This is a genomic window from Candidatus Devosia phytovorans (assembly GCA_029202405.1).
In the GTDB taxonomy this organism is placed as follows: domain Bacteria; phylum Pseudomonadota; class Alphaproteobacteria; order Rhizobiales; family Devosiaceae; genus Devosia; species Devosia phytovorans.
In genome coordinates, this window is the sequence record CP119312.1 from 3,042,382 (window position 1) to 3,063,193 (window position 20,812).

The following is a 20,812-nucleotide window of genomic DNA, read 5'->3' on the forward strand; positions in this document are numbered from 1 at the left end:
ACCCGGGGCCCATCTTGAGATCTCAGGATGGGTCCCGGCTCAACGCCGGGATGACACCGTGGTTGTGGTTGGTTCGTCGATCAGTAGCCAAGACCCTTGCGGGTGTCGTATTCGGCCTGCGGGTCGTCGGCGGGCGTATAGAGCTTGGACTCGGTGATGATGAACTTTTCCGGTTCCGTGCCATCGGCAAGATAGGCCGAGAGCGCGTCGAAGGCGGGGCCGGCCATGTTGGGTGTCAGTTCCACCGTAGCATTGGCTTCGCCGGCGACCATGGCCGAGAAGATGTCCGGCACGCCGTCGATCGAGACGACCTTGATGTCGGTGCCAGGCTTGAGGCCCGCATCCTTGATCGCCTGGATGGCGCCGACGGCCATGTCGTCATTGTGGGCATAGACCGCGCAGATGTCGGCGCCGCCGTTTTCGGCCTTGATAAAGCCTTCCATGACTTCCTTGCCCTTGGCACGGGTGAAGTCGCCGGTCTGGCTGCGGGCAATGGTCAGGTTGGCATGGCCGGCAATGGCCTCCTCGAAGCCCTGCTTGCGATTGATGGCCGGGGTCGAACCCACGGTGCCCTGCAGTTCGACGATCTTGCAGTCGGCATCGCCCACTTCGGCAACCAGCCATTCGCCGGCCGTACGGCCTTCGAGCACCTGATCGGAAGCCACCGAGGTCAGGTAGAGATCTTCTGGTGCGTCGACGCCGCGGTCGAGCAGCATCACGGGGATTTCGGCTTCCTTGGCCTCGGTCAGCACGTCTTCCCAGCCGGTGGCGACGACGGGGGCCACCAGGATGGCGTCAACGCCCTGGGCGATGAAGCCACGGATCGCCTTGATCTGGTTTTCCTGCTTCTGCTGGGCATCGGCAAATTTGAGGTCGATGCCGCGTTCCTCGGCCTGCTGCTTGGTCACCGAGGTTTCAGCAGCGCGCCAGCCGGACTCCGAGCCGATCTGGCTGAAGCCGACGGTGAGACCGCTCAGATTGTCCTGTGCAATGGCGACAGACGTCAAAGCGGTAGCGAGGCTTGCCGCGATGGCAAGCTTGGAAATGATGTTCACGATGTCCTCCCATGTGGTCGCCGCGGCGTGTTCACCTGCAGCGATGGGAGGACGCTATTATAAAGTACTATTATATGTAAATAGCGAAAACGCGCTGTGCATAGTCCGGGCTTGGAGCATAGCCGATGTGCCGGATCAGGCCTTGCACAGGCGGCTCATGGATGCTTTACGGGCGCCTCAATACGCTTTGCGTCCAAGGGTTTTACGGCATGATACGTCTCGAGAGCATCGGTAAGCAGAACGGTAAGCAGATCGTCTTCATCGACGCGTCGGCCGTGCTGCAGAAGGGCGAGAAGATCGGCCTCGTGGGTCCCAACGGCGCAGGCAAGACGACTCTCTTCCGCATGATCACCGGCCAGGAACAGCCCGACGAAGGCCAGGTCACCATGGAGCGCGGCGTGTCCATCGGCTATTTCAGCCAGGATGTCGGCGAGATGAGCGGCCGCTCTGTCGTGGCGGAAGTCATGGATGGCGCCGGCCCCGTCTCGGCGCTGATCGCCGAAATGCGGGCGCTCGAAACCGACATGGGCGACCCCGACAAGGCCGATGACATGGACGCTATCATCGAGCGCTATGGCGAGGTGCAGCATCAGTTCGAGGAGCTGGACGGCTATTCTCTCGATGGCCGCGCCCGCGAAGTGCTCGACGGCCTGGGCTTTTCGCAGGAGATGATGGACGGCGATGTCGGCAAGCTCTCCGGCGGCTGGAAGATGCGCGTGGCGCTGGCCCGCATCCTGCTGCTGCGTCCCGATGCCCTTCTGCTCGACGAACCGAGCAACCATCTCGACCTCGAAAGCCTGATCTGGCTGGAAGATTTCCTGCAGAATTATTCCGGCGCGCTCTTCATGACATCGCATGACCGCGAATTCATGAACCGCATCTGCAACAAGATCGTCGAGATCGATGCGGGCTCGCTCACCACCTATTCGGGCAATTACGAATTCTACCAGCAGCAGCGCGCCGTTGCCGAAAAGAACCAGCAGGCGCAGTTCGAGCGCCAGCAGGCCATGCTGGCCAAGGAGCTCGATTTCATCGCCCGCTTCAAGGCGCGTGCATCGCATGCCGCGCAGGTGCAGAGCCGGGTGAAAAAGCTCGACAAGATCGACCGCGTCGAGCCGCCCAAGCGTCGTCAGACCGTCGATTTCGAATTCCGCCCTGCCCCACGTTCGGGCGAAGACGTCGCCCTGCTCAAGGGTGTCTCCAAGGCCTATGGCGCCAGGACCATCTATTCGGATCTGGACTTCCATGTCCGCCGCAAGGAGCGCTGGTGCATCATGGGCGTCAATGGCGCGGGCAAGTCGACCCTGCTGAAGCTCGTGACCGGCACGGCCGATCCTGACCAGGGCACGGTGTCGCGCGGCCCCTCGGTCAAGATGGCCTATTTCGCCCAGCATGCCATGGATGTGCTCGATGGCGACCTGACCGTGTTCCAGCAGCTCGAAAGCTCGTTCCCGCAGGCTGGCCAGGCGCCATTGCGCGCCCTCGCCGGGGCCTTCGGCTTTTCAGGCGACGAGATCGAGAAGAAGTGCCGCGTGCTGTCGGGCGGCGAAAAGGCGCGTCTTGTCATGGCGATGATGCTGTTCGATCCCCCGAATTTCTTGGTGCTTGACGAGCCGACCAACCATCTCGATATCGCCACCAAGGAAATGCTGATCACCGCGCTTAGCGCCTATGAAGGCACCATGCTCTTCGTCAGCCACGACCGTCATTTCCTTGCGGCGCTCAGCAATCGCGTGCTGGAGCTGACGCCGGATGGCGTGCATGTCTATGGCGGCGGCTACACAGAATATGTGGAGTCAACGGGCCAGGAAGCGCCGGGCCTCAGAAGCTGAAGCCTATAAGCACGACTACGTATAAGAGCGAAACGTGGCCCGCTAAACCTCTGTGAGGCAAGCGTTACTGCGATCCGTCGCAAGCATTCCATGGGATTCAGGATTGGCAAACTCTTCGGTGTTATCACCTAGAGGCTATTGCTGACTCCGTATCCCTGGAGGCGTCGTGACTTCACCCTGGCAGATGCTCGCCGGCAACCTTGCCGTCGTTGCGCTTGTGGTGCTCTGCTGGGGGCATGCCCGCTTCTGGCTCCGCGGCGTGCACGGCGTGGCGCGCAGCGCCCTGTTCGGTACCACCATGGGTCTGGGCGCCGTCGCTTCCATGCTGATGGGCGCCGAAATCGGAGCGGGCTATTATATCGACCTGCGCTATTCGCTGGTCGCTGTGTCCGCCTTTTTCGGCGGTCCTCTCTCTGCCTTCATCACCACGACCATCGCCATGGCCTGGCGCATGGAAATGGGCGGCACCGGACAGATGGTCGGTCTCGTCCTGATTGCTCTGGCCACCCTTTTGGGTCTGGGCGCACGCGCCCTGTTCCGGCGCAATGGTCCGTCTGTGTTCGCGGTGTTGTGCCTCAGCGGCGCCGTGACCATGCTGGTCGCCGCGCCGATCTTCCTCGTGTCGCATGAGCACATGGCCCATGCCTTCATCAATTATTTCGCGCCCATGGCCGTGCTGAACCAAGTGGCAACGACGCTGGCCGGGCTCGTCGTGTTACAGGCCCGACGGCTGGCGGCCGAGCGCGACCTGATGGCTGCGGCGATGGCGCAGTCGCCGGATTATTCCTACGTCAAGGACCGGCATGGTCGCTTTGCCGTGGTCAATCGCGCGGTCGCGGGCTTCAACGGCTTTGGCAGCGAGAAGGAGATGATCGGCAAGACCGATTTCGACCTGACCGAGCCCGAGCGCGCCAAATCCCTGTTCGATACCGAGCAGCGCATCATGGCCAAGGGTGTGCCAAAGCTCGATTTCGTCGAGAACCTCGAGGACAATCTGGGGCGGATGCGCTGGTTCACCACCTCCAAGATTCCGCTCAAGAACGAGAGCGGCGAAATGATCGGGCTGGCCGGGGTCACCCGCGACATCACCGATGAGCGCCAGCTGCGGCAGGACCTGATCGACAGCCGAAACATGCTGTCCTTTGCCATGTCCGAAATGTCGGATGGCCTTGCCATGTTCGACAGCGAGGGCCGGATTGAATTCTGCAACGAGCAGTATCGCGCGGCCTTCCCCTATACCGGCGAGCTGCGCCGGGCAGGCACGCATATGCGCGATATCCTCAAGGCCGTCGTCGCCAGTGGCGAGCAGATCAGCGCGCCCAAGAAATCTGCCGAAAAGTGGATCGAGCGCGTGGTCGCCAATCTGCATCGCGAGAGCGAGGAAGAGGTCAATCTGTTCGACGGGCGCTGGCTGCAGGTGCGGACGCGACCAACCAGCGAGGGCAAGACCCTGGTCGTGGTGACCGATGTCACCCGCATCAAGCAGGCCGAAATGGCGCTGCATACCGCCACCGACCAGCTGAAGCATCTGGTGCGCACCGACGGGCTGACTGGCCTGCTCAATCGCCGGGCCTTCGACGCCGCCATGGATGCCGAAATCGCCCGTTCGGCGCGCGCCGGCACGGCGATGAGCCTGCTGTTGATCGATGTCGATCACTTCAAGGCCTATAACGACGAATATGGCCACCCATCGGGCGATGCCAGCCTCAAGCTCGTGGCCGATAACCTGCAGAAATCGCTCAAGCGTTCGGCCGATCTTGCGGTGCGCTATGGCGGCGAGGAGTTTGCCGCCATCCTGCCCGAAACGGACGAGGATGGCGCCTATCTGGTGGCCGAGAGCTTCCGCAAGTCGCTGGCCATGGCGCGCGTACCCCATCGTGGCACCGATCGCGGCATCCTGACCGCCAGCGTGGGCGTTGCTACCTATATGCCGGACAATCTGCATCGCAGCACGGTGGAGCTGATCCAGGTCGCCGACGAAGCGCTCTACAGCGCCAAGGCGGCCGGCCGCGACCGTGTCTATGGCACGCGCGTCCGGGCCAAGCAGGCCAAATACGCCCACGAATAGACCTGCGCGAGCCTGTCTATAGTCCGTGCTGTTCCAGCGTGGCGTGATATTCGTCGATCAGCTCTTCGCGGTCGCGCCCGGATTCCCATCCGGCTTCGATCGTCGCCTTGATGGCGGGGTCGAGCGCGGCCCATTTGGCTTCCCAGTCTTCGCCATTGTGGGTCCAGTAGCCGACCAGCTCATAGCGCTCGGCCGGCAGGCGCAGATCCTGGCGGACAAACTTTCTGATGGAGCGCACCACCTTCTGCTCCCCGGCGACCCAGATATAGCCCGGCGCGGCTGGAAGCGGCACGGCGCGCACCACTTCACCCATGCGGCTGGGCGCCACGCCATTGCCGCTCTTGTGCAGCCAGGTCACCTTGGCGCCGGGATGATGGGGCAATTGCTGCTCATCTTCGGCCCGCCCCACTTCGACAAAGACGCGGGACTCGATATGTCTCGGCGTCTGCTCGAGAATCCGCGCCAGCGCCGGCAGGCCGGTCGCATCGCAGATCAGCAGTTGCCAGCTGGTATCGGCTGGCGGCTTGTAGAGGCCGCGCGGCCGGTTGAGAGTTACCTTGTCGCCCACCTTGCAGCCGACGGCCCAGGTGCAGGCCAGCCCACCCTCGTGAATGACGAAGTCGATGTCGATCTCGACTGGATCGGCGCGAAAGCGACGCACCGTATAGGTCGAGCAGCGGATCGCATCCTGTCCGTCAGGATAGGTCCAGCGCCCCTCCTCGGTGATCACCGGCAGATGCAGCTTGCCGGTTTTCTCATTGGGGAAGAACAGGCGCAGATATTCATCGCCGATGCCCGTGGTGCGGAATTCGCCAAGCCCCTCGCCGCCAAAGGTCAGGCGGAGCATGCCGGGGGTCAGCTGCTGACGCGACAACACGGTTGCTTCGTGGAACATCGGGGGCATTCTCTCTTCGCCGGCCAGACCAGTCGCGGCGCGATGACCGGACGCCGTCCAGTCCCGCCCCACCGGCAGCGTGCTATATATCATGAATTGATTAGTCAAGTTATGAACCGCAGCCATTGCGCGATCAGCCGGACGGTGCCAGCACGTTCGCGAGTCATGCGGACTGGTCCGAGAGGGCGATGCGGCGACTTGAACCAGTAGAATGGCTTGAGCACGAGCTGACACACAGCGCGACAGGTGGCAATGCCGATCAGCAGCCAGTAGACGGGCAGCCAGAGCTGGGCGCGCAGGAGCTGCGTGCGTCCCAGCCGCTGCAGTCCGAGCGCCGTGGTGGCAAAGGCACTGCCATAGCCCATGCCCAGCAGGGCCAGGTAGAAGACGGTCCAGATCGAGCCATCCAGCGTGGCGCCACCCGTGGCAAGACGCAGCAGGACCGTGACGAGGAAGGCGCAATGCAGGACTGGCGCGACGATCATGCCCAGCACCAGCGTCTGGAAGCCGATGAAGGCAGGCAGTCCCATTTCCCTCAGCAAGCCGCCGGGATCGCGATTGTGCACGATGAAGGTCTGCATCCAGCCCTTCATCCAGCGCGTCCGCTGTCCCAGCCATGGCCACAGCCGGGTCGGCGCCGTCTCGCGCGTCGATGACTGCAGCACATCGACCTTGAGCCGCCGCCGCGCCAGCCGCATGCCAAGGTCGGCATCCTCGGTGACATTGAACGCATCCCAGCCGCCGATGTCGCGCAGGCTCGACAGGCGGAAATGATTGGACGTACCACCCAGCGGCATGGGCAGGCGCCAGCGCGCCAGGGCCGGCAACAGCACGGCGAAGAGCCCCGCATATTCGCCAGCAAACTGCCGGGTCAGCCAATTGTCCCCAGCATTGTCGATGATGAGGCGGGCCTGCAGGCAAACCAGTTCCGGATCGTCGCGAAAGCGCGCGGCCGCTTTCCAGAGCTGGTCCGGATCGGGGATGTCTTCGGCATCGAAAACCACGACATGCTCGCCGCGGCAGAGCGGCAGGGCGAAATCGAGGGCCTTGGGCTTGGTGTGGGGCAAGGCATCGGGCACAGGAACCAGCGAAAATTGCGGCTCCCCCAGGCGCTGCCGCACGGCCGCCAGCGTAGCTTCGGACCGCGACTCCACCACGAATTTGATGTCGAGCTGCTCGGGCGGATAGTCGAGCGCCTGCATGGCGGCAAACAGCTGCGGCACCATTTCGGCTTCGTCATGGAGGGGAATGAGTATGGAATAGACCGGCAGTTCCTCGTCCGGCGGACGCTGCAGCCTTCTGCTCGACGGGATGGGCTCGAGCACTGCCGCCAACCGGATCGCGGCCGGGGCCAGCAGCAGGACCACAACCATGGGCAGGAGCAGGAACTGGGCGTGGAACGGCGCCGCCAGGGTTAGGCTGACCAGCAGGGCGACAGCGGCAGCGAAACTCCAGCGCGCGATGGCAGTGAGCTCCAGCTGGGCGGTCGCATAGGGCCAGTGACGCGCCAGGTTTTGCCGCGCGGCATCGATCAGGGCGGGCGCGGCGGCTTCGGTTAGATAGTCCCTCAGCGCCCGCTCCGGCACGAACCACACCAGGCCGGCCAGATGCGGCTTGACCCTTATGGCATTGCGCAGCCGCATCACGCCGAGGAAATCCGGCGCGGCGACCGCCACCTCGCGGTCGAACAGCTGCATGCGGAACAGGCGAACCTCGGCCAGCGCCTCCAGCCGCGTTGGCTCCAGCGCGCCCCGCAGGCCCCGCGGTACCTTGTCGTAAAAGGCATAGCCCGCCCAGCCAGCGGCCCGCTCCATGATCACGCTTGCCCTCAAGCCCAAAGTGGTCGAGCAATAAAGCAGAACGTCGACCTCGCGGATCAGCGCCGCTTCCAGCACAACCAGGGCATGGCTGTCGGCATCCGGGCCGGGATCATTCAATATGGCTTTGACGAGATCGAGTGCATCCGACATGGGACCCGTCTCCTGATCAGGCGGCGGGTCCCCATCGGGGCGGTAAAATCAGGGAGCGCTTCGAGCTTGACGCCGTATATTCGCTCACTGTCCGCAGGTGGTACTCAAATCGATAAAGTATCCATTGGCGTCGTGGGACGCCGTTATTACACACATCCACCGTTTCGCTCCCGAGCTACCGATGATGCGCCTTGCAAGTGCAACGAAATCATAGTGATACAGATTAAGTTCTGATTCAAGATGAATTCGTCAGTCAAGGATCAGACGGTGATCATGCCCAGACGCAGCGCCTCGACTACGGTGTGGACGCGGTTGCTGGTGCCCAGGCGTCGCTGGGCATTCTCGCAATGCTGGTTGATGGTGCGTGGGCTGAGGCCGGTGATCTCGGCAATGTCCGATGCCGTCTTGCCGGCGGCGACCCAGGTCAGCACTTCTGCTTCGCGCTCGCTGATCACCCGCCCTGGTTCGGGCTGGCTGTGCAGGTAGCGCAACTGGCCGTAGGTATAGAGCGAGAGCATATGCAGTTCGAGGACCTGCTGCTCCTTGAGGCCCTTGGGATCGCCCATCAGGGAGACCGCTCCCGCCAGGGCCCCGTCGATGTGGATCGGCACGCAGAGCCCAGACACGAGGCCGTGGGTCGCTGCCAGCTGGATCATCTGGTGCATTTCCGGCTCGGTGACCGGATCATAGGGCGCGTCATCCCAGTCGAAGGGCATGCTCGTATGCAGACACTGGCGGGCGACGGGATCATGGCGCACATAGCCATTGGCGACATATTCGGCGAACCACTCTTCCTTGCCCCCGGAGAGCAGGACCGTGTCCGTTATGTCCAGGTCGCCCGTTGGCACGCCGGCGATGAAGAAGCTGTGAAAGCCATAATCTGCAATGGCTGCCCGGAAAACGCCGAGCATACCACGCAGGTCTTGCTGCTGCTGGATAGCCTTGATTGTCGTCGTAAGATCGGCGTTCAACCCAAGCCCCCGCCAAGTTTTGCCGCCATTACTGTCGGTGTTTGCAACATCGCGCAAGTCACTGGGCGCGCCCTATAACAGGCAAAACGGCCGCCCTTGGGCGACCGCTTGTAATAAATCAGTTGCTGTCAGTGTTTTGCTTCAAATTGATGCGGATTAAAGTGGTAGGCGGTCGAGCAGAATTCACAGACGACTTCGATTTCGCCATCCACGGCCATCTCTTCACGGTCTTCGGCGGTGAAGTTTGTGGCCAGCATATCCTCGATCCGGTCGGCCGAGCAGGAGCAGCGCTCCACCAGGGCGATGGGCGAGAACACCCGCACGCCGGTCTCGTGATAGAGGCGGAACAGCAGGCGTTCCGAGCTCAGGTCGGGATCGGCCAGCTCGAGGTCATCGAGCGTTGCCAGATGCACCTTGGCTTCGTTCCAGCCATCGGCCTCGACGAAATCGGGGTCGGCACTGGCGGGATTGTCGAAATTGCCGTCACCCGGCAGATCGGCCATATGCGAAATACCATGTTCGGGCAGATGCTGGATCAGCACGCCGCCAGCCCGCCAATGGGGACGATGGTCGCCCTTCTGGGTGAACTCGGCCACGGCGATGCGGACCTGGGTCGGGATCTGCTCGGACTGCATGAAATAGGTATGCGCCACCTCTTCGAGCGAGTGACCGTCCAGCGCGACAATGCCCTGATAGCGTTCGGTATGGGCGCCCTGGTCGATGGTCATGGCCAGATGGCCCTTGCCGAGCAGCTGGTGCGGCTTGGTATTGCCCTCTTCGGCAGCCTTGAGCAGCGCATCATGGTCGAAGCGGGCATAGCCGCGCATGCCATCGGGCGCGTCGAAATCGACGACGATCAGGTTCACCGGACCATCGGTCTGGGTCTGCATGATGAACTTGCCCTCGAACTTGAGCGAGGAGCCGATCAGCGCGGCCAGCACCACGGCTTCGCCGAGCAGGCGCGCCACCGGCGCAGGATAATTGTGGCGGCTGAGGATGGTGTCCAGCGCCTCGCCCAGCCGCACGCTGCGGCCACGGGTGTCGAGCTTGTCGAGGGTAAAGGGCACTACGGTGTCGTCGCCGCTTTCCGGCCGGTCGAGCCCCAGGGCATTGATCAGGTTCTCGGTCATGGTCGTACTATCCGTGGTCATTATGGTCACGTGGCTTTCGGTGGGCCGATCCTTCGGGCGCCGGAAAGACCACTGCGTCACTTCCGGTCAGAGGAAGCGACGCAGCAATGGTATCACAGGCAACTGTGTCGATCGCTCAATTCACGTCGACACCGAAGGCCCAGCACAGGATGGCTTTTTGGGCATGGAGGCGGTTTTCGGCCTCGTCAAACACCACCGACTGGGGACCGTCGATCACCTCGTCGGTCACCTCGTCGCCGCGATGGGCGGGCAGGCAGTGCATGAAAAGGGCGTTTTTATCCGCCAGTGCCATCAAATTGGTGTTCACCTGATAGGGTTTCAAGACCCGGCGGCGCTCGGCCGCATCGACGTCGCCCATCGACACCCAGGTGTCGGTGATGACGAGATCGGCGCCTTCTACGGCCTCGCGGGGATCCTCGATGAGCTTCACCCGCGAACCGGCGCGCTTGATGTCCTGCATCAGGTCCTTTTCGGGGCTATACTCGTCCGGCACGGCGATGGTCAGCTCGCAGTCGAATACCTCGGCCGCATTGACCCAGGAGTGCAACACATTGTTGCTGTCGCCAACCCAGGCGACCTTGGCGCCCTTGATATTGCCGCGATGCTCTTCAAAGGTCTGCAGGTCCGCCATGATCTGGCAGGGATGGGCGCGACGCGTCAGGCCGTTGATCACCGGCACGGTAGCGCCCTCGGCCAGTTCCAGCAGGTCCTGATGGCTGAGGATGCGGATCATGATGGCGTCGACATAGCGGCTCATGACCTTGGCCGTATCTTCCAGCGTTTCCTCGCGGCTGAGCTGCATTTCCTGGCCGGACAGCATGATGGTTTCGCCGCCGAGCTGGCGCATGCCGACATCGAAGCTGACGCGGGTACGGGTCGACTGGCGCTCGAAGATCATGGCCAGGACCTTGTCCTTGAGCGGCTGCGGGCGATCGCCTTCCTTGAGGCGCGCCTTGAGCGACGCTGCCGTATCGAGCATGCCGCGCAGTTCGGAATAGTTGAAGTCGTCGATCGAGAGAAAATGTCTGGGGGTGCCGGTCGAGGTCATGGGCCGGGTTCCTTTGTGACGCTATGGATGATGTGTGCGTGATTGATCGGCCGCCGCTCAGGGCGGAGGAAACAGGCCGCGTCGTCGACGCCCGAAATAGCACACCGTCAGATCCATCTAGCCCGCCGCAGGAACCGAGGCATTCTCCGCCTCGATGGCGTCGAAGGCTGCAGCGATCTTTGCCATGGCCAGTTCGATATCGGCCTCGCTGACGATCAGGGGCGGAATGAGCCGCAGCACGTTTTCGCCGGCACCGATGGTCAACAGCTCGTGCTCGTCACGCAGCCTGGCGACGAAATCGCGCACGGGCGGGGTAATCTTGATGCCGGCCAGCAGGCCCTTGCCGCGCATTTCCAGCACATAGTCCGGATATTTCTGCGCCAGCTGCTGCATGTGCCAGGCCAGTTTCTGGCCCATCTGGTTGACCTGATCGATGAAACCGGGCGCCAGGATGCGGTCGAGCACGGCATTGCCGACGGCGGTCGCCAGGGGGTTGCCGCCATAGGTCGAGCCATGCGTGCCGGGCACCATGGACGAAGCCACATCGCCCTTGGCAAGGCAGGCGCCGAGCGGGAAGCCGCCACCGATCGCCTTGGCCACAGCGACGATGTCAGGGGTGATGCCACTCCATTCATAGGCAAAGAAGCGGCCGGTCCGGCCATAGCCGCACTGCACTTCGTCCAGGATCAGCAGCATGTCATTGTCGTCGCAGAGCTTGCGCAGGCCCTGCATGAACTCGGCAGACATGGCGGTGACCCCGCCCTCGCCCTGCACTGGTTCGATGAGGATGGCGCAGGTCTGTGGCGTGATCAGCGATTTGACCGCTTCGAGGTCACCCGGCTTGGTGTGCTTGAAGCCAGGCGCTGCCGGGCCGAAGCCCTCGAGGTAATCCGGATTGCCGCCGGCGGCGATCGTGCCCAGGGTGCGGCCATGGAAGGAGCCGGTGAAGGCGATGATCTCGTAGCGATCGGTCTGGCCCTTGGCCCAGAAATAATGCCGCGCCGTCTTGATGGCGCATTCGATGGCTTCGGCACCGGAATTGGTAAAGAAGACGCTATCGGCAAAGGTCGCGTCGACCAGCCGCTGACCCAGCCGCTCCTGTTCGGGAATGGTGAAGGTATTGGCCGTGTGCCAGACCTTTTCGGCAGCACTCTTGAGCGCCGTCACGATATGGGCGTCGCCATGACCAAGCGCGTTGACGGCCACGCCGGCGTGGAAATCAAGGAATTCGCGGCCATGCTGGTCGTACAGGCGCGTACCCTCGCCCCGCTCGAAAGCGAGTTCGGACCGGGCATAGGTGCCGTAGAGCGCAGACATGGTCATTTCCTTATAATGGGGATCAATTCACTGGGCGACGGAGCGTGACAATAGCGCCACAAAAATCAAAAACGCGCTCTTTGCGCAGCGCGTTTAAGCGTGAGAGTAAGGCCGGTTTTCGCAGATAAGTCAATGATCAGGCGGGCAAGTGGCTGATATGACTCATGACTTCGTTAAGGCAATTTTAACCAGTGAATATTCGGGGAAAATCCACCCCGACTCTTGATCCTGATTCCACCGATGGCGTAATCTCCGGGTCATTGGGAACACGATATCTCGTGTGGCGGACCCACTTAGCATACGACGCCTAGAGTTTGGTGGCTGCCATGGCCATTTGGCAGCGCAATGAAGGATTCTGTTTTGACGATGGTTTCAGGAGCACAACCGGCGGGCTGGACTGATGAGCGCGTCGAGACCCTCAAGAAGCTCTGGATGGAGGGCCTCAGCGCCAGCCAGATCGCGGGCGAACTTGGCGAAGGGGTCACCCGCAATGCCGTTATTGGCAAAGTGCACCGGCTGAAGCTTTCGGCCCGCGCCAAGCCCACCAATTCGGCACCGCGCGCCCGTCCGGCAGCACGGCCTGCGCCGCGCCGTGTCGCCAGCCCATCGGCCGGCATTTCGACCATGTCCAGCGCAGCGGCCAAGCCGCGCCCCACCATGCAGGCATCGCGCCCGCAGTCGATCGGCGCGACGGCTCTGGCGATGGACCCACAGATGGATGCACAGCTCTATGTGGCGCCGATGGCTGCCGAGCTCTTCATTCCGGAAGACAAGCGCCTCAACCTGCTGCAGCTCAACGAGCACACCTGCAAGTGGCCGATCGGCGACCCGCTTAGCAAGGACTTCTACTTCTGCGGTCAGCACAGCCTCGAATCCGGCCCCTACTGCGACTTCCACTCGCGCCGGGCCTATCACCAGGTCGACAAGAAGCGCCGCTAAGCGGTGTGATGACGGATTTGAAAAGGGCGCCGCAAGGCGCCTTTTTTTTCGCTACCGTGAGATCATCGCGTTAGAAGTAGACCTCATGGTGAGGTGCGAGCCCTTGCGAGCCTCGAACCACGAGGGCGTGGCACTATTTCCTGGCTCGGCTCGCTAGCTCCGGAAGCGCCTCGTAATCACCCCGAATTAGCGCCTCTTTCTTGCGGCGCGACCATTTCTTGATCTGCTGCTCGCGCTCGATCGCATCAATGATACGTTCGTAGTGTTCCATGAACACCATCTCGACCGGCGTCCGCGTCGATGTATAGCCCGGATAACTCTTGTTGCTGTGCTCCCATAGTCGCGCCTCGGGGTCCTGCTTCGTCAACCCGACATAGTTGGACCCATCCGAACAGCGCAGCATGTAGACGAATACATCCAAGCTCACCCTCCCTCGTGGTTCGAGGCTCGCCTATGGCTCGCACCTCACCATGAGGGTGCTGGTGTGTGAGGCGACTACGATTGGGAGTTCAGAGCAAGAGCCGCCGCTTACGGCAGAAAAACATCCACGCGCATGCCTTCGCCCGGCTTGCTCCTGATCGCCAACTGGCCGCGATGGCGGTTAACAATGTGCTTGACGATGGCCAGCCCGAGCCCCGTGCCCTTCTTCTTGCGGCTGGCGTCGGCGTCGATGCGATAAAAGCGTTCGGTCAGGCGCGGCACGTGCTCGGGCTCGACGCCGGGACCGTGGTCGATGACCGTCACCTGCTGGGCATAGCCCGGCCGGCTGGATGGAGCGAGACTGATCTCGACGGTCTTGCCGCCGGCGCCATATTTGATGGCATTCTCGACGAGATTTTCGAAAACTTCATAGAGCTGGCCGCGATCACCGATGACGGTGCTGGACCCGTCAAAAAGCGTCATCTGCACGTCGAGCTCGGCCGCCTTGGCCTGGACCATCAGGCCCTCGCGCACTTCACGCAAGAGACCCGCCAGCTCGATCGTGCCGGTTGGGCGCACATGCTGGTGCATTTCGATGCGCGAGAGGCTGAGCATGTCGTCGATCAGCTTGCTCATCCGCTCGGCCTGGCCGCGCATGATCAGCAGGAATTTTTCGCGTGCCGCCACGTCCTTGGCCGCAGGGCCGAGCAGCGTATCGATAAAGCCCATCAGCGAAGCCAAGGGCGTACGCATCTCGTGGCTGGCATTGGCGATGAAATCGCTGCGCAGCGCATCGACGCGCTTGAGTTCGGTCAGGCTCTGGAAGGTCACCAGCAATTGGCGGTCCTCGTCTTCGAGCCAATCCTGGCCCTCGAGCCGCAGGGGCGAGAGCACGACCTTGTCCCAGGTCTCGGAAGGTACGGTCTCGTGCAGCTCGATGCTGCGCACCAGGCCATTGCGCATGGTGTGATCAAAGGCTTCCACCAGTTGCGGATTGCGCAACGAGAAGGTCAGGGGATTGCCGCGCCGCAACGAGGGGAACTGCCGCCCGGCCGCGGCATTGGCATGCAGCACCACGCCGCGCCGATCGAGCACGAGGCAGGGGTCGGCCAGGGCATCAGCCACGGCAAAGACGGCGTCGTCATCGCTGACAGGCTGCGTCTTGACCACTTCAACGGTCCGCGTGACCGTCAATTGCGGCAGCGGCAGGACGGCGACCCCGACAGAGAGAACAAGGAAGCTGACCAGGGCGGCAGTGATGCCGATTTCGCCGATCAGCACCAGCGCCACGAAAACACCGAAAATGCCGGCCAGCAAACCAGCCTGCGCGACGAGACGCGCCAAGGCCACCGCAAGCGGCGACGCAGATTGGCTGAAATGCGGCTCGTCCATGTTTTGTTTCTGTGAATCAGCCAGTTGCGACGCCCCTTGCGCGCAAGGGCGCCTTCATAGCACGGTGAAGATGACAATGGAGCGACACCAGTGACCGACCCTCTCGACGGCTTCGACCTCGACAATCCGCAGCTTCCCAAGGCGATCAAGAAAAATGCCATGACCTCGGGCGGCTATCCTTACGAGGATAAGCTGGATGGGGAAATCTATGAAGCGCATTTGCTGGGCTTGCAGAAGCAATTAGTGCAATTGCAGGCACATCTGCAGGCGAGCGGAGAACGGGTGCTGATCCTGTTCGAGGGGCGCGATGCGGCCGGCAAGGGCGGCACCATCAAGACCTATCTCGAAAATCTCAACCCGCGCTACAACCTCAATGTCGCCCTGCCCAAGCCGAGCGACCGCGAAAGCACGCAATGGTATTTCCAGCGCTATGTCGACTGGCTGCCGGCCGGCGGGGAAACCGTGCTGTTCGACCGCTCCTGGTACAATCGTGCCGGCGTCGAAAAGGTCATGGGTTTCTGCACGCCCGAGCAGACCGAGCATTTCCTCGACGAGGCGCCCGACTTCGAAAAGCGCATCACCAGGGACGGCATCCACTTTTTCAAATTCTACCTGTCGATCGGCCGGGAAATGCAGCTCAAGCGCTTCCATGACCGTCGGCATGATCCGCTCAAGGTCTGGAAGCTGTCGCCCATCGACATCGAGGCGCTGCACAAGTGGGACGCCTATACCGAGGCGCGCGACGTCATGCTGAAGCGCACCGATGTGCCTCATGCGCCCTGGACGGTGATCCGCGCCAATGACAAGCGGCGCGGCCGCATCAACGTCATCCAGACCGTGCTCGATCGCCTCGACTATGCCGGCAAGGACAAGGCCGCCATCGGCGAGATCGACCGCAAGATCACGCTGTCCGCAGAGGACTTCCTCAGGCTGCACAAGACGGCCTGAGGCCCCATTGACACCACCCCTTGGTGTCAAGCTACTGTTACAATTGCGACGATTTCGCGCAGGGGCCGAGTGACAATCAGCGTGAACATCAGCAATCAAAATGCAGTTCTGGTTTCCAATGCACGCGGGTCCTCGCCCTTCGTCATGGTCTGCGACCATGCGAGCAATCGCATTCCGAGCCAGTATGACGGCCTCGGCCTGACGCCCGTCGAACGGCTGAGCCATATCGCCTGGGATCCCGGTGCGCTGTCGGTCAGCCGGGCGCTGTGCGAAATGCTGGATGCACCGCTGGTACAATCGACAGTGTCGCGCATCGTGATTGACTGCAATCGCGACCTCGATGCGCCGGATCTGATCTGGACGCTGTCGGAAAAGACGCGCATCGCCGCCAACGAAAATCTGGGTACCGACGAGCGGCAATACCGGATCGACCATTTCCACCGCCCCTACCACGCTTCCATTGAGACGCTGCTCGAAGCGCGCCGCCATGCCGGCAGGGAGACAATCCTGGTCTGCATGCATTCCTTCACCCCGGTCTATCACGGCGTCGCCCGTCCCTGGCCGATCGGGCTGATCCATGGTGTCGACACCGGCTATACCAGCGCGCTCTACGACGCGCTCAAGGCCGATGACCCGTCGCTCAACGTCGGCTGGAACGAGCCCTATGCAGCGCTCAATGGCGTGACGCTGACCCTCGAAAAGCATGGCGACGGTCGCGGGCTCGACGCCACGATGGTGGAAATCCGCCATGATGAAATTCTCGAACCTGCCGGGGTCCTGTCATGGGCATCTCGGCTGGCCCATTGTCTCGAAACCGCGCGGGTCGCGCGCAAGGGAGCAGTGGCAGTCTAGACGTCCTCCCACCCACAGGTTCCGAGGGCGTTCGTCTACTGGCCTTACCCCGCGGCGGGGCGAAGCCAGATCTTGGGCTTAAAATTCAGGGGGACGTGACTATGGCTGAGACGAGAAAGGTCGGCAGTGTCGCTTACGCGACGCGCGACAAATCCTACTTCGAAAAGCGTGGACTTGAGCGCTATGCAGGCATCTGGAGCCTATGGGCGCTGGGCGTCGGCGCAGTGATCTCCGGCCATTTCTCCGGCTGGAACTTCGGCTTCATGACCGGCGGCTGGGGCGGCATGCTGGTGGCCGGTGGTATCATCGCCATCATGTATCTGGGTCTGGTCTCCTCCATTGCAGAGATGAGCCCGGCCCTGCCCCATACCGGCGCGGCCTATAGCTTTGCCCGCACCTCGATGGGGCCATGGGGCGGATTCGTCACGGGCCTGTTTGAAAACGTCGAATATGTGCTCACCCCGGCGGTGATCTGCACCTTCATCTCGGGCTATTTCGGCTCGATCACCGGGCTCGATACCGCCTGGTATCCACTGCTGTGGGTGGTGTTCTTCGCCATTTTCCTCGCGCTCAACATCTTCGGCGTGGCGCTGAGCTACAAGGTCACGCTGGTGGTGACGCTGATCTCGCTGGCGGGCCTCGCCTTCTTCTGGGTCAGCGCCTTCCCCAATATCGACTTCGGCCGCTGGGCGCTCAATATCGGTGTTGGACCGGATGGCGCCGCTGTGGAACTGCCGGAGGGCAATGGCGAATGGTTCCCCTTCGGCTGGCAAGGCGTGCTGGCGACCCTGCCCTTCGCGGTCTGGCTGTTCCTTGCCATCGAGCAAGTGCCGCTGGCCGCCGAAGAGTCGGTCGATCCGAAACGCGACATGCCACGCGGCATCCTCCTGGGCTTCTGCACCCTCGTGCTTTCAGCCTTCATGATCGTGCTGCTCAATCCGTCCATTCCGGGCGTTGGCAGCTTTGCCCTGGGCGGTTCGCTTGAGCCGGCGCTCGACGGTATCCGTGCCATCTATGGTGATGCGGCCGCGCCGATCTTTGGCGTCGTGGCTTTGATCGGGCTGATCGCCTCGTTCCACACCATCCTTTATGCCCAGGGTCGACAGGTCTATTCGCTGAGCCGCGCGGGCTATTTCCCCTCGGCCCTGTCGGAAACGCATCCGAAATATCGCACACCGCATCTCGCGATGTTTGCCGGCGCCACGCTGGGCCTCGTGGTCATGCTGGCGATCTGGTTCGTCAATGGCGGCGGCGGACCGGGGGAAACCCAACTGGGCGATGACATCATCGGCTCGGTGCTGCTCAACATGGCCGTGTTCGGCGCCATGCTGAGCTATATCATGCAGGCCCTGAGCTTCATCATCCTGCGCCGCACCCAGCCCAATATCGAGCGGCCGTTCCGCTCTCCTGTGGGCATCCCCGGCGCGGTGCTGACCATCATCATCGCCACGGTGACGCTGTTCTACCAGTTGCAGGATCCGAACTTTTACAAGGGCGTGATCTGGGTCGTGCTGTGGTGCGCCGTGGGCGTGGTCTATTTCGCGCTGATCGGCCGCCACAAGCTCATCCTCTCGCCCGAGGAAGAGTTCGCGCTCGAGCATCGCGGCGATGCCGCCGTCGCCGCAGCCGTAGCGCCAAAGGCGTGAATCAAGGGGCCGCGGCGTCATCGCCGCGGCCCTGTTGTTTCAAGGGAACGAGAGGAGAATTCCCATGGGCTACAGCCTTGCCGAGCTCAAAAACGACATTGCCGCCGGCACGATGGATACCGTGCTGGTCGCTTTTCCCGACATGCAGGGCCGCATAATCGGCAAGCGCTTCCAGGCCGAATATTTTCTCGAAGTCGCCAATGACGAAACGCATGGCTGCGACTATCTCCTCGCCGACGATATCGACATGGAGCCGGTGCCCGGCTATGTCGCCGCCAATTGGGGCAAGGGCTATGGCGACTTCGTCATGAAGCCCGATCTCTCGACGCTGATGAAGGCCACCTGGCTCGACGGCACCGCCATCGTGCTGTGCGATCTCAGCGATCACCATCATCACGAGCCGATCCCGCATTCGCCCCGCGCCATCCTGCGCCATCAGATCGAGCGGCTCGCGGCGATGGGCTATACGGCCAATGCCGCGACAGAGCTCGAATTCTACCTCTTCGACGAGGATTACCGGACCATCGCCCAGAAGGGCCATGCGCGTGCCCAGACGGCTGGCGATTACATCCAGGATTACCACATCTTCCAGACAACCAAGGAAGAAGGCGTGATGCGCGCGCTGCGCAAGCATCTGCAGGCTTCGGGCATTCCGGTGGAGTCGTCCAAGGGCGAATGGGGCCCGGGTCAGGAAGAAATCAACGTCAAATATGCCGACGCTTTGACCATGGCCGACCGCCATGTCGTGCTGAAGAACGCCACCAAGGAAATCGCCCATGCCCAGGGCAAGGCGGTGACCTTCATGGCCAAGTGGGACTACACGCTCGCCGGCTCATCGAGCCATATCCACATGTCGCTGGCCGACAGGTCCGGCAAGCCGATGTTTGTCGATGCCAAGGACGAGCGCGGCATGAGCCCGCTGATGAAGCAGTTCATGGCCGGGCAGCTCGCTTATGCCCGCGACATCACCTATTTCCTCGCGCCCTACATAAACAGCTACAAGCGCTTCCAGGCCGGCACCTTCGCGCCCACCAAGGCAATCTGGTCGCCCGACAATCGCACCGCCGGCTTCCGCCTTTGCGGCGAGCATTCCAAATCCATCCGCGTCGAATGCCGCATGGGCGGCGCCGATCTCAATCCCTATCTCGCCCTCGCCGCCCTGATCGCTGCAGGCATCAAGGGCATCGAGAACAAGCTCGATCTCGAACCCGCCTTCGTCGGCGACGCCTATGTCACCAAAAAGCTCCGCGAAATCCCCAAGACCTTGCGCGAGGCGACGGACACTTTGCGCAAGTCGAAGATGCTCAAGGATGCCTTCGGGCAAACTGTCGTGGACCACTATGTCCACACGGCGGAATGGGAGCAGTTTGAGTACGACCGACGGGTTACCGACTGGGAGTTGAAGCGGGGGTTTGAGCGGAGCTGAACCTTGCGCGACACCTGTGGTGATGCTATTTTCGCAACATTATTGTCAATGTTGCGATAAACCCATCATGGTCGACAAGGCTTGGTTTGAAACGCGTATGCTGGAAAAGGGTCTATCGCTCCGAATGGTAGCACACCAGTTGGACGTTGACCCGAGCGCGCTGTCGCGTTCGCTCAACGCCAAGCGAAAACTGAAGCCAGGGGAAATCACCCGCCTGGCGGCAATACTCGGGGCGTCCCCAGCCAGCATTCTGGAACATGTCGATATCGCGGCCAACAAGGGATTTGGAGAAATGCCACAAACCAAGCTTGGCACTCCCATGCCTGTCGACGCAGGCTCAAAGCCGTCGCCTTCCGGCGCTAAGGTACAGCACCCGGCTTTTGGCGCTCTCAAGGGCATGATCACGCTGCTGCCCGATGTGGACTATACCGAGCCGGCCGATCCGGAATGGGGCAAGGTCTATGAGGACTAGGCTCCTGCTGGATACCTGTGCCATGTTCTACACCAGCGAGGGCACATTGGAGGGGCGCGCGCTGGAGGCCCTCAACCTGGCCTTCGAGGCTGAGGAGACCGTCAGTCTGTCGGCCATATCTGCGTGGGAGATCGGCATGCTGGCATCTCGCGGACGATTGCCGACGACGGCACCACCCTTGCGATATTTCAAGGCGTTCGCGGCTTTGCCCGGAATCGCCGTCGAAGCTGCCACGCCCGAAATCCTGCTGGAGTCGTCCTTTTTGCCCCAGCCTATCCATCGCGATCCGGCCGACCGGATCATTGTCGCCACGGCCCGGGCGCTGGACATGACGATCGTCACCAGCGACCGTCGTATTCTCAGCTACGCCACCTTGGGCCATGTCCGCGCCCTTGCCTGCTAGGAGTTTC

The 20,812-nt window shown here is 62.1% G+C and carries 18 protein-coding genes; 9 read left to right on the forward strand and 9 right to left on the reverse strand.

Going from position 1 to position 20,812, the window contains the following annotated elements:
• Positions 1-80 precede the first annotated feature (80 nt).
• On the reverse strand, positions 81-1,007 hold the full coding sequence (locus P0Y65_15040; GenBank protein ID WEK06810.1) for an ABC transporter substrate-binding protein: 927 nt from the start codon (positions 1,005-1,007) through the stop codon (positions 81-83).
• Positions 1,008-1,264: 257 nt separating this feature from the next.
• Between P0Y65_15040 and P0Y65_15045 the strand changes: the two genes are divergently transcribed.
• Both P0Y65_15045 and P0Y65_15050 read left to right on the forward strand, forming a co-directional pair.
• Complete coding sequence (locus P0Y65_15045) at positions 1,265-2,887, forward strand: ABC-F family ATP-binding cassette domain-containing protein (GenBank protein ID WEK03502.1); 1,623 nt, start codon at positions 1,265-1,267, stop codon at positions 2,885-2,887.
• A gap of 166 nt (positions 2,888-3,053) precedes the next feature.
• Positions 3,054-4,955 (forward strand): diguanylate cyclase, encoded by a 1,902-nt coding sequence (locus P0Y65_15050; protein ID WEK03503.1) that lies wholly within the window; start codon positions 3,054-3,056, stop codon positions 4,953-4,955.
• Positions 4,956-4,971: 16 nt separating this feature from the next.
• Here the strand turns inward: P0Y65_15050 and P0Y65_15055 are convergent, their stop codons facing one another.
• The 6 genes from P0Y65_15055 to P0Y65_15080 form a co-directional block, all read right to left on the reverse strand.
• Positions 4,972-5,943: a siderophore-interacting protein gene (locus tag P0Y65_15055; protein ID WEK03504.1), complete on the reverse strand. Its 972-nt coding sequence runs from the start codon at positions 5,941-5,943 to the stop codon at positions 4,972-4,974.
• Between the two features lie 11 nt (positions 5,944-5,954).
• Positions 5,955-7,820, reverse strand: a complete 1,866-nt coding sequence (locus tag P0Y65_15060; GenBank protein WEK03505.1) for a glycosyltransferase family 2 protein — start codon at positions 7,818-7,820, stop codon at positions 5,955-5,957.
• Positions 7,821-8,080: 260 nt separating this feature from the next.
• Positions 8,081-8,791, reverse strand: coding sequence for a LuxR family transcriptional regulator (locus P0Y65_15065; GenBank protein ID WEK03506.1), 711 nt, complete (start codon positions 8,789-8,791; stop codon positions 8,081-8,083).
• Positions 8,792-8,919: 128 nt separating this feature from the next.
• Entirely contained in the window at positions 8,920-9,942 is a 1,023-nt protein-coding gene (locus tag P0Y65_15070; GenBank protein WEK03507.1) for an Hsp33 family molecular chaperone, read from the reverse strand.
• A gap of 115 nt (positions 9,943-10,057) precedes the next feature.
• Positions 10,058-10,990, reverse strand: coding sequence for an ornithine carbamoyltransferase (gene argF / locus P0Y65_15075; GenBank protein WEK03508.1), 933 nt, complete (start codon positions 10,988-10,990; stop codon positions 10,058-10,060).
• Between the two features lie 117 nt (positions 10,991-11,107).
• Positions 11,108-12,313 carry an aspartate aminotransferase family protein gene (locus tag P0Y65_15080; GenBank protein ID WEK03509.1) on the reverse strand — a complete coding sequence of 402 codons (1,206 nt, stop codon included), beginning with the start codon at positions 12,311-12,313 and terminating at the stop codon, positions 11,108-11,110.
• Between the two features lie 360 nt (positions 12,314-12,673).
• Between P0Y65_15080 and P0Y65_15085 the strand changes: the two genes are divergently transcribed.
• Positions 12,674-13,246, forward strand: coding sequence for a GcrA family cell cycle regulator (locus P0Y65_15085; GenBank protein ID WEK06811.1), 573 nt, complete (start codon positions 12,674-12,676; stop codon positions 13,244-13,246).
• 133 nt (positions 13,247-13,379) lie between these two features.
• On the opposite strand, the gene P0Y65_15090 is transcribed toward P0Y65_15085, so the two are convergent.
• Together P0Y65_15090 and P0Y65_15095 are read right to left on the reverse strand one after the other, a co-directional pair.
• Positions 13,380-13,667 carry a GIY-YIG nuclease family protein gene (locus tag P0Y65_15090; GenBank protein WEK03510.1) on the reverse strand — a complete coding sequence of 96 codons (288 nt, stop codon included), beginning with the start codon at positions 13,665-13,667 and terminating at the stop codon, positions 13,380-13,382.
• A gap of 107 nt (positions 13,668-13,774) precedes the next feature.
• Positions 13,775-15,058: an ATP-binding protein gene (locus tag P0Y65_15095; GenBank protein ID WEK03511.1), complete on the reverse strand. Its 1,284-nt coding sequence runs from the start codon at positions 15,056-15,058 to the stop codon at positions 13,775-13,777.
• A 90-nt stretch (positions 15,059-15,148) separates the two neighbouring features.
• Here P0Y65_15095 and ppk2 point away from each other — a divergent pair, with 90 nt between their 5' ends.
• From ppk2 to P0Y65_15125, 6 genes are all read left to right on the forward strand, one after another.
• A complete protein-coding gene (gene ppk2 / locus P0Y65_15100; GenBank protein WEK03512.1) occupies positions 15,149-16,006 on the forward strand; it encodes a polyphosphate kinase 2 in 858 nt (285 codons plus the stop codon).
• A gap of 81 nt (positions 16,007-16,087) precedes the next feature.
• Positions 16,088-16,858: an N-formylglutamate amidohydrolase gene (locus P0Y65_15105; protein ID WEK03513.1), complete on the forward strand. Its 771-nt coding sequence runs from the start codon at positions 16,088-16,090 to the stop codon at positions 16,856-16,858.
• A 101-nt stretch (positions 16,859-16,959) separates the two neighbouring features.
• Positions 16,960-18,504, forward strand: a complete 1,545-nt coding sequence (locus P0Y65_15110) for an amino acid permease (GenBank protein ID WEK03514.1) — start codon at positions 16,960-16,962, stop codon at positions 18,502-18,504.
• Positions 18,505-18,568: 64 nt separating this feature from the next.
• A complete protein-coding gene (locus P0Y65_15115) occupies positions 18,569-19,930 on the forward strand; it encodes a glutamine synthetase family protein (protein ID WEK03515.1) in 1,362 nt (453 codons plus the stop codon).
• Positions 19,931-19,997: 67 nt separating this feature from the next.
• Entirely contained in the window at positions 19,998-20,402 is a 405-nt protein-coding gene (locus P0Y65_15120) for a helix-turn-helix transcriptional regulator (protein WEK03516.1), read from the forward strand.
• On the forward strand, positions 20,392-20,805 hold the full coding sequence (locus P0Y65_15125) for a type II toxin-antitoxin system VapC family toxin (protein ID WEK03517.1): 414 nt from the start codon (positions 20,392-20,394) through the stop codon (positions 20,803-20,805). The genes P0Y65_15120 and P0Y65_15125 overlap by 11 nt, the downstream gene beginning before the upstream one ends.
• The last annotated feature ends 7 nt before the right edge of the window (positions 20,806-20,812 follow it).